Raw genomic sequence first — 14430 nt, forward strand, 5'->3', positions numbered from 1 at the left:
TAAATTATCTTTCTACTCTACTATGCGGTTCTATATTGTGAAATTCTTTAATTCGATTTTAACTATTTTTATCAAAGCTTTTCTATCTCAAAAACCTATAGCCTCATTCCATAATTACACTCTATCTAAAATATTTCTTATAGATCATGCATTATTTTTTTTAGTAAATCTTTTGGTTCCTCATTAACTTTATTTAAAACAATCCTTCTTAGTAGCTTATAAAAACTACGTTAGAATCAATCAAAATTACAATTTTATAATCCTATTGAAAATTGCACAATAAAACGTTGAAATTTCAACGTTTAAAATGGACAAAGCTTAAATCTTCGATTTAAGCAACTTTTTTTTTGTTTTAATAGTTTTATACCTTAAAATCTTTCTTTGAAATTAAAAATTATCATATTTTAAGGAATCCTATCAAAATATATGTAATTTACAGATTAGATTAATCTTTCAAATTTTAAAAGCATCATGTTATCCTTATCCTTATTAAATGGATGCTGGGATCAGAATGGATTGTCCAGGTTGTATAGAATCGGCGGAAATTTGATTTATCATACATATTTCATAAATGACTGCACGAAGATCTTGATTGGATGGTCCAAATTCTTGTGCCAATTTCCATAAAGTATCTCCAGCCTGAATCTGAATTTCCGTATAATCAATGCGTGTTAAACTGTTTGATTGATATAATCCGGATAAAGAGTTTATTAGAATAATAAGGAGTATAAATAATAGGCTCATAAAAATAGTAAAACGAGTTTTTGATACAATTCGATATTTTTTAGTCATTTTAAAATCCTCCATTTTTTCTCACGAATTCCTTTGTTTTTTAAAGCTCACCACAAAGAACAAATGTTTGTATGTATATAATAGCAGAATGTATGTTCGATGTAAATGCTTTGTTGAAACATTTGTTCTTTTTTGTTTTTATGTTATAATTAATTGTAGATGTTTTAATGAAAAAGATAGGAGTACACAAAATGGTTTACTTAAGAGGCTTTGAATTTTCTAAAAATATAGATATGACACAAAATATTTATCCTTATAATATTTTGAGTTCAAATAGACTCGACACGATGTTTTTTGATTCCATTACATTACTTTATGGAGGAAATGCTTCTGGAAAATCAAGTATATTAAATATCCTTGCAAATCATTGTCAGTTAAATGGTTTGGTTTCTTCGCAAGCTTATGGAAAGCCTTTTTTTCAATATGTTTCAGAATGCAAAGCCGTTTTTGCAGACGAAATAGTAAAACTTCCGCCAGAAAGCAAATATATTAAAAGTGAGGATATTTTAAATGAAGTAAAGCAAGTTGAGGATAAAAAAACAATGCTTGATGCTTATATACGTCATTGTGCAAAAACACTTGGAATAGAAAGCGCCGACGAAACGACGATCGAAAGAAGAATGCATTCTGTGAAATTGACAAAGGCACTAGAGAATTTGGAATTCAGTAAAGAAAAATATTCAAATGGTGAGGTCGCATTTCAAATATTAGAAGATGAAATAAAGCCGGATTCTTTATACTTATTAGATGAACCAGAGACTTCTCTTTCTCCAAGCAACCAAATAAAGCTCGCAGATGAAATAAGAAGAAGTGCACGATTGCTCGGATGTCAGTTTATTATCGCAACACACTCCCCTTTTCTTTTGGGAATATTGGATGGAAAGATATATGACCTAGATCAAAAAGAAATAACGGAATCTAAGTGGTATGATTTGGAAAATATTCGGACTTATTATAATTTTTTTAAGGAAAAAGAAATATGTTTTCAATGACTTGCAGTGCTAATGAATGTTAAGAAAAATTTAATTGAAACTGATTCTTATAAAAAAGACCTCTTGCATAAAGGAATGGTATTTTTTTATCCTTTTAAAAGGTCTTTTTTGTCTATAATTTATTCGTTGTAATTCGTTATAAAAATAAGAATATTTACTTATAATAATAAATTCGTTCGATGATATTTTGTGAATTATTTGTATCGCAAGGGATACGTTTCATTAGGCGCAGAGAGTCATAATCTCCGATTCTTACTTGATTAATACCGCTATTTGTTGTAACCGTAACCTTATATTTTAAGTTTCTTAACAATCCCTCTGTTTGTATATTATATTTGCCGTAAGGATATGTATAGACAAAATCATCATAGTTTAAATTTTGTTTAATCAATTGTTTCATAAGCCTTGCATCTTGAGAGAACATATTACTGTAATACTCCGGTGATTCATATGAATTTTTTATTACACCTAGACGGTCAACTTCTTCTGCGGAAACATGCTGGTGCAATTCATAGCTATGAGAACGAATTCGAATATAACCGGAATTTATCATCTCTTTCGCTTGCTCCCAAGAAAAATGAGGAATGATCGGAAGACCGGTGCTCGGATTTTCATCTAGTCCAACAGAGCTTCCAATAATTGAAATTTCAGCTTTCATACCAAGTCCTTTTAAAATAGGATAGGCGTACAGATAATTACTCTCGTATCCATCGTCAAAGGTAACAATGACTGGCTTTTCAGGTAGATCATTGCTTCCGTTAACAAATCCATACAAATCTTCATAAAAAATGGTTTCATAACCGCCTTCTTTCAATTCTATCATGTAGCGCCGAAAGGTATCGGAAGTTAAAGAAGCATTTTCTTCATCGGAGATATGGTGAAACATTAAAATCGGTATGCACACAGGTATGACTCTGTGATTTATTGTTTCAAGCGTTCCTGCTTTTTTTCTTAAATGATCCACTATGTTTTTTGTGATTTTTATTTGAGTATCTGCGTGGGTCATAATAGATTTTTCTAATGCAAATGCGGTAGAGTTACAATTGGATGCGACGATTATTGTAAAAAGTATAAGTAAAAATCGATATTTCATAATTTTTTTTAATACGTTTGTTTCTTAAACGAATGCTCCTTTCAGGTTTTGTTCCACTTGTATTTGTAGTTATCAGTAATTCCTTTTTTTAGTTTGAACTAGTCGATGATATATAATATCGGTAAATCCGATAAATTTTTTTCTGTGTATGAAACAGATCAGGGTTACAAAAGCAACCGCAATGCAAAGCAGAATGACGTTCATGTAGCTCCCGGTTCGTGTCATTGCACCAATCATGATCGTCGCCATCAAAGCGGGAGTTCTTCCTACAAGTGATAAAACCAAATAAGGCTTTAATTTGATTTCTGATACACCAGCTGCATACGTAATCAGGTCTTTCGGAAATCCTGGAATGAGATATAAAATAAAGATAACCATGTATGCACGCTTGCTGTTCAGCATTTCAATAAAATGATTGATTTTTTTTTCACCGAAGAGTACATGCATTGCATTTTTACCTAATATTCTAGCTAAATAAAATGTAATTACAGTACCCAGACCGATCCCTATCATAGAAAGGAAAAAACCAATCCAGAAATAATAAACATAGCCTGCTGCAAATTGCATCATCTGACCGGGAATAATACAGATGACAATTTGCAAAATTTGCAGTCCGATGTATAGGAACATGCCAAACGTATGGTATTCCGAAAGAAAGGCATTCAGTTCTTCCTGTGTATGAAATCGATTTAAAATATCCGGAAACCAAAAATAAAGAATAAAAGGGATTCCTAATGCGATGACCAGCAAAAGTGTCAGCTTCACAATCGAAAAAAATATTTGAAATTGTCTCTTGCGTTTATCCCTTTGCATAAAATACCTCTGATTCATTCTGTTTTCTGCTATCCTTCGTTTCTCTTAGAAGATTTGATATTGCATACGTGAAAGAACGTACTATATTATTGTAACCATTTCCTTATCAAATAAAGCCTGCAATGCTTTGATAACACCGAATTTTGAATGTTCATAAGTAAGACCGCCTTGAAAATAAGCGATATAAGGTGGACGAATCGGCGCATCTGCGCTTAATTCAATGGAAGAGCCTTGAACAAACGCTCCCGCTGCCATAATTACGGGATCAGCATAACCGGGCATATTCCAAGAAACTGGTTTCACATGAGAATCAATCGGTGCTGCTGCCTGAATTCCTTCACAAAAGGCAATAACGGCTTCCGGAGTGCCAAGTTTAACCGCTTCTATGATGTCACTTCTTTTTTCATCTGGCTTTGGACAGACTTCATATCCTAGATTTTGAAAAACCTTTGCACACAATATCGCACCTTTTACAGCACCATTTACCACTTTGGGTGCAATAAAAAGTCCTTGCATCATGGTACGAGTTTGCCCAAAGGTAAGCCCGCATTCTCCTCCGATGCCCGGTGAGGTCATACGATAAGAAATACTTTCTATCAAATCAGAGCGTCCGGCAATATAACCTCCGGTTAAAGCTAAGCCGCCGCCTGGATTTTTAATCAGAGAACCGGCGATGACATCGACGCCAACTTCTGTCGGTTCCTTGGTGTCTAAAAATTCTCCGTAGCAGTTGTCAACCATACAGATGATATTTGGATTTATTTCCTTTACAAAATTTGTCCATTCTTCCATTTCCGCAATGGTGATTGCCTTGCGCCAGCCATAGCCAGTCGCTCTTTGTACACATACCATTCTGGTTTTTGTAGAAATAGCATCTCTCAAAGACTCCAGATCAATGGTACCGTTTTCTTTAAGTTCTACCTGCTTATAGGAAATGCCAAATTCTTTTAACGAACCCCTGCCCTCTTCGCGAAGCCCGATGACTTCTTCTAGCGTATCATAAGGTCTTCCCGTACAATAAATCATCTCATCGCCGGGTCTTAAAATACCCGTTAAGGTTAAAGTTAAGGCATGTGTTCCATTTACAATAATCGGTCGAACCAAAGCGGCTTCTGTTTTAAAAAGCATAGAATATACTTTTTCTAAAGCAGCTCGCCCTTGATCGTCATAACCGTATCCTGTTTGCCACGCAAAATGCATATCGCTGATACGGCATTTTTGAAATACATCCAGTACTTTATATTGATTGAATGCCATAATATCATCCAGATCTGAAAAGATCTCACATACTTCGTTTTCAGCAGTGGAAACGGCTTGAATTACCTTTTCATGAATTCCCATTGATTCTTTTAATAATTGACTTGTATTTTTTTGCATTTCGTTTCCTCTTATTGATTTCTATATCTTTTAATTTAGTCCTCATCTTCCCATTCAAAAACTTTAATTAAATCTCTTTTTACGTTCAGTTTGTGAGCAGCATACAGTTGTGTTGTTGTAACGTTATCATGATCTAAAAGTGCTTGTACGTCATAGATGGAGTTACCTCGTGCGATCAGGGAGGTTGCTGCGGTTGCACGGAGTTTATGAGGACTGTATCCCCTCTTTCTTGCAGTTTTCAGAGAGATAGAGGTGTATTTTTTCACCAATTCACGAATTTGTCGTCCTGTCATGCGCTTTTTCTGTAAAGAAAGAAAGAATGCATCTTCCTCTTCTTTTGGCAGCTGCTCACTGCTGGGTCTTTCTAAATCCAAGTAATTTTGCAAAGCACTAATCACGGTATGATTTAAAGGCATGATGGATTCTTTGGCCCTTTTTCTATAAATTTTAAATTCACCACGGCTGAAATTAAAGGAAGATACATTCAGTTGCTGAAGCTCGGAGAGGCGCAGCCCGTAAGTGACAAATAAAATGAGAATGCATTTATCTCGATGCTTTGTTTTTTCCCAATAATGGCGTTCGTGATCGGTTAAACCAGTCCCGTTGGTAACGGCATCCAGCATAATCATGACTTCGTCGTCCTGCAGTGCTTTGATTTCCCGATCGGATGCCTTAGGAAGCTTAATTGGATCAAAACCATCCGTAATATTCTTTGGAACCATACCGTCACGATATAAATATTTGAAAAAGACGGATAAGGACGATTTTTTTCGAGCAAGAGACTTTTTATCATTTTCATAGATGATGATGTTCTTCTCAGTCTCTACTTTATAACGGCGACAATAATCAATGAACAAATTAATATCAACTGCTTGAATTTTAGAAAAATCTTCTGTATGTATATCTTTTGTCGTTTTTGCCTGTGTTAAATCGGTTTCTTCTATCAAATAATGGCAAAAAAAACGAACATCCCTCAAATAAGCTAAGCGTGACATAGGAAGTAAATTACCTTTTAAATACATAAAAAACCCATTTAACCAGCGGGGAAGTTCTTTTTCTATTTCGGTACAATGATTTATAATATCATTTTCTTTTAATAGAATATTAGCGGGTTTCCCTTTTTTATTTTGTATTTGTATTTTTTTATGTGAGCTCATAATAAACCTCCGTCAAGATATTTCATGTTGAATATAATTCAGGATAGCCTCTTCCGCTTTAGCTGTATCTTTAAATTCTGATAGGTTAAACCATTGCATTTCTTGATAACGGCGAAACCAAGTCAGCTGACGTTTTGCATAATGGCGGGTATTTTTTTTAATTTGTTCTACGGCATTTTCGAGAGAAGAAGCACCGTGAACGTAATCGATCAATTCTTTGTAACCGATTCCTTTCATAGAAATATTGCTTTCGGTCAGCCCCATATCTAGCAGGCTTTGTACTTCTTGAAGAAGTCCGGCTTTCATTAAAAGATCAACCCTTCGGTTGATTCTTTCATATAATTCATCTCGATTTCGATTTAATCCGATTAGAATAACGGAATAATCTTTTGTTTTAACAAAGGATTCTTCAAACTTTCGAACATCCGTTTCTCCAGATTCCAATATTTCCAAAGCTCTAATTACTTTTTTCACGTTATTGGGATGAATGCGCAGAGCTGCCTTGGGATCCTTTGCTTTTAATTTTCCATGGATAAAAGCGTTTCCATGGGTAATTGCTTCTTCTTGTAACCGTTTTCGCAGGGAACTCTGTTCTGGAACAACGGAAAAATTCATATCATAAATTAGAGAATTTACGTAAAGTCCGGTTCCACCGCTGATAATCGGGAGTGCGTTTTTTTCAAAAATACGGACAATATATTCTTTTGCTTTTTTTTGATATTCTGCAACACTGAATGGAGTGCGTGGATCAATTTCATCTACCATGTAATGACGAGCCATGGAAAGCTCTTTTTTTGTAGGCTTTGCGCTTCCAATGTTCATGTAACGATAAATTTGCATTGAATCAGCTGAGACAATTTCTCCTCCTAGGTTCTGTGCTACTTTAATGGAATATTCTGTTTTTCCAACGGCGGTAGGACCTGCAATCATTACTACCTTTTGTTTCAAGGAAATCACCATACCTTTTTTGTATTTTAAGTTCGTTTGAACATTTTTTCAATCTCATATTTACTCATTTTTATAAATGTAGGCCTCCCATGAGGGCAGGAAAATGGATTTTTTGTTCGGGATAAATCCTGAAGCAGCTGAATCATTTCTTGCATATCCAGCGAATCGTTTGCTTTAATGGCCGATTTACAAGATCTCATGACAATTGCGTCCCATTTTTTGGGGTCTAAAAGTTCTTCGTCTTCCGTTAGATTATCACAGAAATAATCTAGAAACTGTTCGGATTCCGTAAGGCTCATGTACATCGGAATTTCCGAAATACGAAAAGAACGGTGACCAAACTCTTCTAAAGCAAATCCCATACGTTCTAGACAATGAATCCAATGTGTATCATTATTTTTTAAACGATAGGGAACCTCTATCAAATAGGGTGTCAGAAGAAGCTGCGACAGCTTTTCTTCTTTTTGATATTGTTCCAGCAACATTTCATAGAATACTCGTTCGTGTGCTGCATGCTGATCAATTAAATAAAAATATTTCTCATCAAATGCTGTAATATACGTACCAAACAACGATCCATTTGGTCGAAGATTCGATAGGTCAAATGCAGTAGTGCCATTTTTCTGATCGATCACTTTTTGTTCCGGTATTGAATAAATTTCTGGGCTTTCTTTAATAAAAGTGCCTTCCATCGGTTCGTTCTGTTTTATACTTTGTACCAATGCAGGCTTTTTATTCTCTGAATGCTTCTCTAAATCCAATTCATGAATTTCCTGTATTTTTACAGGCTGAAGCTTAGCCGTGTCCTCCTCTTTTCGTTTTGTTTCCAATAATCTTTTTATGTCAATCTGTTCTTCCTTTTTCTTTGTGGCACGATCTGAAGCTGGATTCATAAATAAATTTTTTTGTTTCACTTCAGGAATTGCATCTGTACTTAATAGAGCTTTTCGAATGCCTGTTCTCACAAACTGGCTTACACTGCTCTCATCTTCAAAGCGAATCTGATTCTTATTTGGATGGATATTTACGTCCAAATATTCAGGATCAATGTTGAGAAAAAGAAATACAATCGGATAACGTCCTTCAAACAGCTTTTCAGCGTAAGCTTCTGAAACAGCTTTATCTAGAACTTTGCTGCTGATATATCTTCCATTCACGAAAAAAATCTGGCTTTTTCGATTGGTTTTTGTTTGGTCAGGAGAAGACACATAAGCTTGTAGCTGAATTCCCTCGGCTTCTTCTTTTAGGTAAATCAATTTTCTTCCAATTTCTTTACTGTATATGGTTAAGATATTTGTGTAGATGTCTCCTTTTCCAGGTGTTGAAAACAGAATAGAGCCATTATTGACCAGACGAATTTTAACTTCCGGATAAGCAAGTGCCATTTTAGAAATAAAATCAATGATTAACGTACTTTCTGTATGGTCCGCTTTTAAAAACTTTAAACGTGCTGGCGTATTATAAAATAAATCCGTAACGATTAGAGTTGTCCCGTCAGGGCATCCTGTGTCAGATTTTTCGATGACTTCTCCACCATTGATAGACAAACGAATACCGATCTTTTCTTCTGGAGTTTTGGTAATCAATTCAGTTCGGGAAACTGCGCAGATGCTAGAAAGTGCCTCGCCGCGAAAACCTAAGGTGTAGATATGATTTAAATCAGATGCATCTTTAATTTTACTGGTAGCATGACGCTGAAAAGCAAGCTCTACTTCCTCGTTTCGGATGCCACAACCGTTATCTGTAATACGAATGTACGTCTTTCCCCCATTTCTTATTTCTACTACAATGGAATCCGCTCCAGCATCAATTGCATTTTCCAAGAGTTCTTTCACGATAGAAAGAGGACGATCCACGACTTCACCGGCAGCAATTTTGTCGGCAACTTCTTTTGAAAGGGATTGTATTTTTTTTCGCTCAATTGTCTTCAACGGTAACTCCTTTCTGATTTTTCAGCGGCATCTTTTAAGTCTTCTAAAATAGAAAAGGCTTCTGATGGTGTCAGGTTCATCAAATCTAAGTCATTGAGTCGTTTTACGATTTCATTTGGAGCAAAGTCAAATAAGGAGAGCTGTTGCATCTCTTCTTGCGGCGAATTTGCTTTGATTAAAGAAGAATTTTGGCATTGATTTAAATCTAATTCTCCACTTTCTGATTCAAGCTCGTCCAATTTTTCTTGTGCACTCTGCAACAGTAAAGACGGTACGCCTGCCAGTTTTGCAACGTGTATGCCGTAGCTTCTGCTTGCACTTCCCGGAATAATTTTATGGAGAAAGACAATTGAACCATTGTCTTCTGAAACATCGACATTACGGTTTTTCACCCCTTCCAGATTTCCTTCTAGGGAGGTTAATTCATGGTAATGAGTTGCAAACAAGGTCCGAATATGATTTTTATGGCTGCAAAGGTATTCCACAACAGCCCAGGCTATGGAAAGGCCGTCATAGGTACTGGTTCCTCTTCCGATTTCATCTAATATGACTAGGCTGCGTTCGGTTGCTGTGTTTAAAATATAGGCAAGCTCACTCATTTCAACAAAGAAGGTACTTTGCCCCTGTGCTAAATTGTCCGATGCACCAATCCTTGTATAGATACGGTCAACAATGCCGATTGAAGCACGTTCTGCGGGTACAAAGCATCCGACTTGAGCTAACAGCACAATCAATGCAGTCTGTCTCATATAAGTGGATTTACCAGCCATGTTTGGCCCTGTAATTAAGAGCATACTGGTATCTTTACGATCTAAATAGGTATCATTTGATACAAAGATGCCATCTTTTATGCTAGCCTCAATAACCGGATGTCTGCCCTTTTCAATGGTAATTTCATCCCCATTATGAATATTTGGTTTGACATAACCCAGTCGGCTGCTGGTTTCTGCAAAGGAAACCAAAACATCGAGTACTGCAATGGAAAGAGAGGTCTCTTGAATGGTTCCGATGCTGTTTTGGATTTCTTGACGAAGTGCAAGAAAAAGTTCATATTCCATCTGATTGATCTTTGCTTCTGCATTTAATACGACGGACTCTACTTCTTTTAGTTCCGGTGTGACGTATCGTTCACAGTTGGCCAATGTCTGCTTTCGTATGTAATTCTCCGGCACCAGCTGAAAATATGATTTTGTGACTTCGAGATAATAGCCGAATACCTTATTGTAGCCAACCTTCAAATTTTTGATTCCAGTCCGTTCTCTTTCCGCGCTTTCTAAAGAAGCAATCCATGCTTGTCCATCTTTAATGGACTCTTTCATTTTATCCAGTTCTTCGGAAAATCCGTTTTTTATAACACCGCCCTCTTTGATTGTATAAGGGGGGTCTTCAACAATTGCGGAATCAATCCGTTCGTATACGCTTTTCAAATCGTGAATTTCCGTTTCCAATTGCTCCAGCAGTGGGTTTTCACATTGTTTTAATTCTTCTTTCATATCTGGCAGAACAAAAATGGAATTTTTCAAGGCAATAAAATCCTTTCCATTTGCATTTCCGCATGCAATCCGACCGCAAAGGCGTTCTAAATCATAGATTTTTTTCAAGCTTTCCTTCAGATTATTACGCATTAGGATGTCATTAAACAAAAGTTCTACTGCATCCAATCTTCCTTGGATTTGAGGTTCACTATTCAAAGGCTCTCGCAGCCATTGCTTTAATTTCCTTGAACCCATCGCTGTATGCGTTTTATCTAAAATGCCAAGAAGAGACCCCTGCACTTTTTTTTCAAAAAGAGTTTCCGTCAATTCTAAATTCTTAATGGTTGCTTTGTCTAAAGACATATGCTTTCCCGTATCATATACCTTTAAGTGAGACAAATGAGAAAGATTTTGTTTTTGTGTCTCAAACAAATAGATTAGCAAAGCGCCTAGAGCCAAAGTGGCATAGGTGTGTTCAGAAAGGCCAATGCCTTTTAAAGAACTGATATTAAACTGAGATAAAATGCGGCTTTCTGCAGTGTGATTTGAATAATATCCGCCGTTTAAAGATGTTATGTAAGCATCGGTTGCCAGTTTAATATCCTGATCAAACTCTTCAAATAAAATCGTTTCATTTACTAAGATTTCTTTTGCTTTTAATTTTACAAGTTCATTTAAAAGAAGCTCTTTGGCCGTTTTTCCATGAAATTCAGTGGTACTGATTTCTCCTGTAGAAATATCACAAAAAGCGAGACCCGTATAGGTGCCTTCCATATAAATGGAGGCTAGATAGTTGTTTTCTTTTTCATTTAACATTGTTTGACTAACTACGGTTCCCGGAGTCACAACTTGTATGACTTCACGTTTTACGATTCCTTTTGCAAGAGCAGGATCCTCGACCTGTTCACAAATCGCTACTTTATATCCTTTCTCCACAAGCTTGGCTATGTAAGTGTCTGCTGCATGAAAAGGAACACCGCACATAGGTGCTCGTTCTTCTTGACCGCAGTTTTTTCCCGTCAATGTAACTTCCATTTCCTTTGAGGCGGTAATGGCATCTTCAAAGAACATTTCATAAAAATCACCCAAACGGAAAAATAGGATACAATCTTGATATTTTTCTTTTATTTCCATATATTGTTGCATCATGGGTGTAAGTGCCATAGGTTACCTCTTTTCTATTTTTCTAACTCATCATGAGATGCGTCGACTATTTTAATTGCTGATTCTTCATAGTCAAACGCTTCGCAATCCGATCTTTCTTTGCATAAATACATCAAGTATTCAATGTTTCCTTTTGCACCGGTCACTGGCGAGTAGGTTAAACCGCCGATATAAAATCCGGCTTCCTCCGCATAGATTGCAACTTTATGAAGGACTTCCAAATGTGTGCTTTTTTCACGAACGATCCCATTTTTCCCAACCTGATTTCTTCCAGCTTCAAACTGAGGTTTTATCAGACAAATTAATTTGCCGGATGGAGCGAGAAGTGCAGAAGCAACGGGAAGTACTAGTTTTAAGGAAATAAAGGATACATCAATGCTGATAAAATCCAGTTTCTCTTCCAATGTCAGGGGGTCTAAGTGCCGAATGTTTGTTCGTTCCATATTTACAATGCGTTCATCATTTCGAAGCTTCCAATCCAACTGTCCGTATCCGACATCAACGGCATATACTTTTTTAGCTCCATTTTTCAGCATACAATCGGTAAAGCCTCCCGTAGAGGCACCAATGTCCATAGCAACAGCCCCTTCTAAAGAAAAGGAATACAATTCCAATGCTTTTGCCAGCTTTAGCCCACCACGGCTAACGTAAGGGCAAATGGCACTTTTTATTGTAAATTCGGATTCGTCCGAAACAGAAGTTCCTGCTTTATCCACTATTTTTCCATCCACTAAAACAACACCTGCCATGATGGAGGCTTTTGCTTTTTCACGGGATGGGAATAAACCTTTGCTTACTAATATTACGTCCAATCTATCCTTCAATAAATTCAGCCACCCTTTCTGTGATTCCGTTTGCATCTAATTGGTAGTCTTTCATTAGTTCTGAAACCTTTCCCTGGGAAATAAACTCATCAGGCCATCCAATCTGTAGTAATTGTTGAGAAGATTCCCCTTCTTTTTCTAATAATTGACAGATGATTGATCCAAACCCTCCAATGACCGTATTATCTTCTAATGTTACGATGGTCTTTTTAGAATGGATACAAGAAAGAATACCATCTTCATCAAGCGGTTTTACAAAACGTATATTTACCACTCCAAAATCAAACCCTTTCATTTGCAAGAGTTCTTTTGCTTCTAATGCAGGTCCTACCATTTTACCAACAGCAAGCAAGGTACCGTCTTTTCCCTCAGATAAAGCTTCTATTTTACCGTCTATTTGTAAAGAATTATCGTTTTCAGCGATCAGACGTTCTGCTTCCCCTCTCGGATAACGTATCGCACAGGGAGAATTTAACGTGAAAGCATACTCCAGCATATCTTCAAGCTCTTTGCCGTCTTTTGGAGCCATAATGGTTAAGTTCGGCATATGTAACAAGTAAGAAAGATCAAACTGTCCATTGTGAGTTTCTCCATCGTTTCCCACATTACCGGCTCGATCAATGGCAAAGATGACGGGTAGATTCTGCATACAGACATCAATTAAAATCTGGTCGTAAGCTCTTTGCAAAAAAGTCGAATAGATTGCGACAACAGGTTTCATGCCGTTTAGAGCTAACCCTGCGGCAAAAGACACTGCATGTTGTTCTGCAATTCCCACATCAAAAAGACGGTTGGGAAACCTTGCTTGAAAACGCCCAAGACCGGTTGCTTCTACCATAGCGGCACTGATTGCCACAACATGCGAATCTTTTTGTGCAATTTGCAGCATCTTTTTTCCGAAAATTTGAGAATAAGAATCATTTTTTGTAACAGAAATTAATTCTCCTGTATTAAGATCAAAGGCGCCGATACCGTGAAATTTGCCGGGATTTTTTTCTGCATTTCGATACCCCTTGCCTTTTTTTGTCACAACATGCAAAAGAACAGGCTGCTGCATGCCCTTCGCAGATTGCATGGCCTGTATCAAATCATGTATATTATGACCGTCAATCGGTCCGAAATATTTGAAACCAAATTCTTCAAATATAGCTCCGGATACAACCGCATATTTTACTGAGTCACGGATGTGTTCCATACCAGAGTAAAGTCCTTCGCCATATTTAGGAATGCCTTTCACCGCATGTTTCACTTTCTTTTTAAATTCCAAATACGTATGAGAGGCTCTTAATTTTCCTAGATATTGAGACATACCCCCAACATTTTTTGAAATTGACATCTCGTTATCATTTAGGATTACGATCATAGGACGGTCTGACTGACCTGCATTGTTTAACGCCTCGTAAGCGATGCCTCCTGTTAAGGCCCCGTCTCCAATTACGGCAACCACAGAATAGTTGTCATGGTTTAAATCTCTGGCGGCTGCATAGCCTAGTGCTGCCGAAATAGAGGTGCTACTATGACCGGACGCATACATATCATGTACGCTTTCCTCTAAGCGAGGGAAGCCGCTGATCCCACCATGTGTTCTTAGCGTACACATTTTATCACTTCTGCCGGTTAGTATTTTATGAACATAGGCTTGATGGCCTACATCCCATATGATTTTATCTTTTGGTGTATCAAATACGGTATGAAGTGCTATGGTTAACTCTACAACTCCCAAATTAGAAGATAAATGTCCGCCGGTAACAGATACAGTATCCAATAGTAATTGACGTATTTCATAAGACAAGAGTTCCAATTCGTGCTCTGTCATCGACTTTAGTTTTTGTGGAAAGGCTTTGTCATTTAACAAACGTTTCAT

The 14430-nt window shown here is 36.8% G+C and carries 11 protein-coding genes; 1 reads left to right on the forward strand and 10 read right to left on the reverse strand.

Going from position 1 to position 14430, the window contains the following annotated elements; genetic code table 11:
- Positions 1 to 489 precede the first annotated feature (489 nt).
- Positions 490 to 792: a LysM peptidoglycan-binding domain-containing protein gene (locus U5921_RS13910; RefSeq protein WP_324824058.1), complete on the reverse strand. Its 303-nt coding sequence runs from the start codon at positions 790 to 792 to the stop codon at positions 490 to 492.
- Between the two features lie 191 nt (positions 793 to 983).
- Between U5921_RS13910 and U5921_RS13915 the strand changes: the two genes are divergently transcribed.
- Positions 984 to 1784 carry an AAA family ATPase gene (locus tag U5921_RS13915; protein WP_324824059.1) on the forward strand — a complete coding sequence of 267 codons (801 nt, stop codon included), beginning with the start codon at positions 984 to 986 and terminating at the stop codon, positions 1782 to 1784.
- Between the two features lie 154 nt (positions 1785 to 1938).
- Here U5921_RS13915 and U5921_RS13920 read toward each other — a convergent pair whose 3' ends face one another.
- From U5921_RS13920 to dxs, 9 genes are all read right to left on the reverse strand, one after another.
- Positions 1939 to 2790, reverse strand: a complete 852-nt coding sequence (locus tag U5921_RS13920) for a polysaccharide deacetylase family protein (protein WP_324824060.1) — start codon at positions 2788 to 2790, stop codon at positions 1939 to 1941.
- Positions 2791 to 2949: 159 nt separating this feature from the next.
- Positions 2950 to 3690, reverse strand: coding sequence for a TVP38/TMEM64 family protein (locus U5921_RS13925; protein ID WP_324824061.1), 741 nt, complete (start codon positions 3688 to 3690; stop codon positions 2950 to 2952).
- Positions 3691 to 3771: 81 nt separating this feature from the next.
- Positions 3772 to 5067, reverse strand: a complete 1296-nt coding sequence (locus U5921_RS13930; protein WP_324824062.1) for an aminotransferase class I/II-fold pyridoxal phosphate-dependent enzyme — start codon at positions 5065 to 5067, stop codon at positions 3772 to 3774.
- 35 nt (positions 5068 to 5102) lie between these two features.
- Entirely contained in the window at positions 5103 to 6224 is a 1122-nt protein-coding gene (locus U5921_RS13935; protein ID WP_324824063.1) for a tyrosine-type recombinase/integrase, read from the reverse strand.
- 12 nt (positions 6225 to 6236) lie between these two features.
- Entirely contained in the window at positions 6237 to 7172 is a 936-nt protein-coding gene (gene miaA, locus U5921_RS13940) for a tRNA (adenosine(37)-N6)-dimethylallyltransferase MiaA (RefSeq protein ID WP_324824064.1), read from the reverse strand.
- A gap of 26 nt (positions 7173 to 7198) precedes the next feature.
- Complete coding sequence (gene mutL, locus U5921_RS13945) at positions 7199 to 9103, reverse strand: DNA mismatch repair endonuclease MutL (protein ID WP_324824065.1); 1905 nt, start codon at positions 9101 to 9103, stop codon at positions 7199 to 7201.
- The gene (gene mutS, locus U5921_RS13950) at positions 9100 to 11742 is read right to left on the reverse strand and encodes a DNA mismatch repair protein MutS (protein WP_324824066.1); all 2643 of its coding nucleotides are present in this window, start codon (positions 11740 to 11742) and stop codon (positions 9100 to 9102) included. Before mutS ends, mutL begins: the two co-directional genes overlap by 4 nt.
- A gap of 14 nt (positions 11743 to 11756) precedes the next feature.
- Complete coding sequence (locus tag U5921_RS13955; RefSeq protein WP_324824067.1) at positions 11757 to 12602, reverse strand: TlyA family RNA methyltransferase; 846 nt, start codon at positions 12600 to 12602, stop codon at positions 11757 to 11759.
- Positions 12556 to 14430, reverse strand: coding sequence for a 1-deoxy-D-xylulose-5-phosphate synthase (gene dxs / locus U5921_RS13960; protein ID WP_324824068.1), 1875 nt, complete (start codon positions 14428 to 14430; stop codon positions 12556 to 12558). The genes U5921_RS13955 and dxs overlap by 47 nt, the downstream gene beginning before the upstream one ends.

It is taken from the genome of Sinanaerobacter sp. ZZT-01 (genome assembly GCF_035621135.1).
GTDB lineage: Bacteria > Bacillota > Clostridia > Peptostreptococcales > Anaerovoracaceae > IOR16.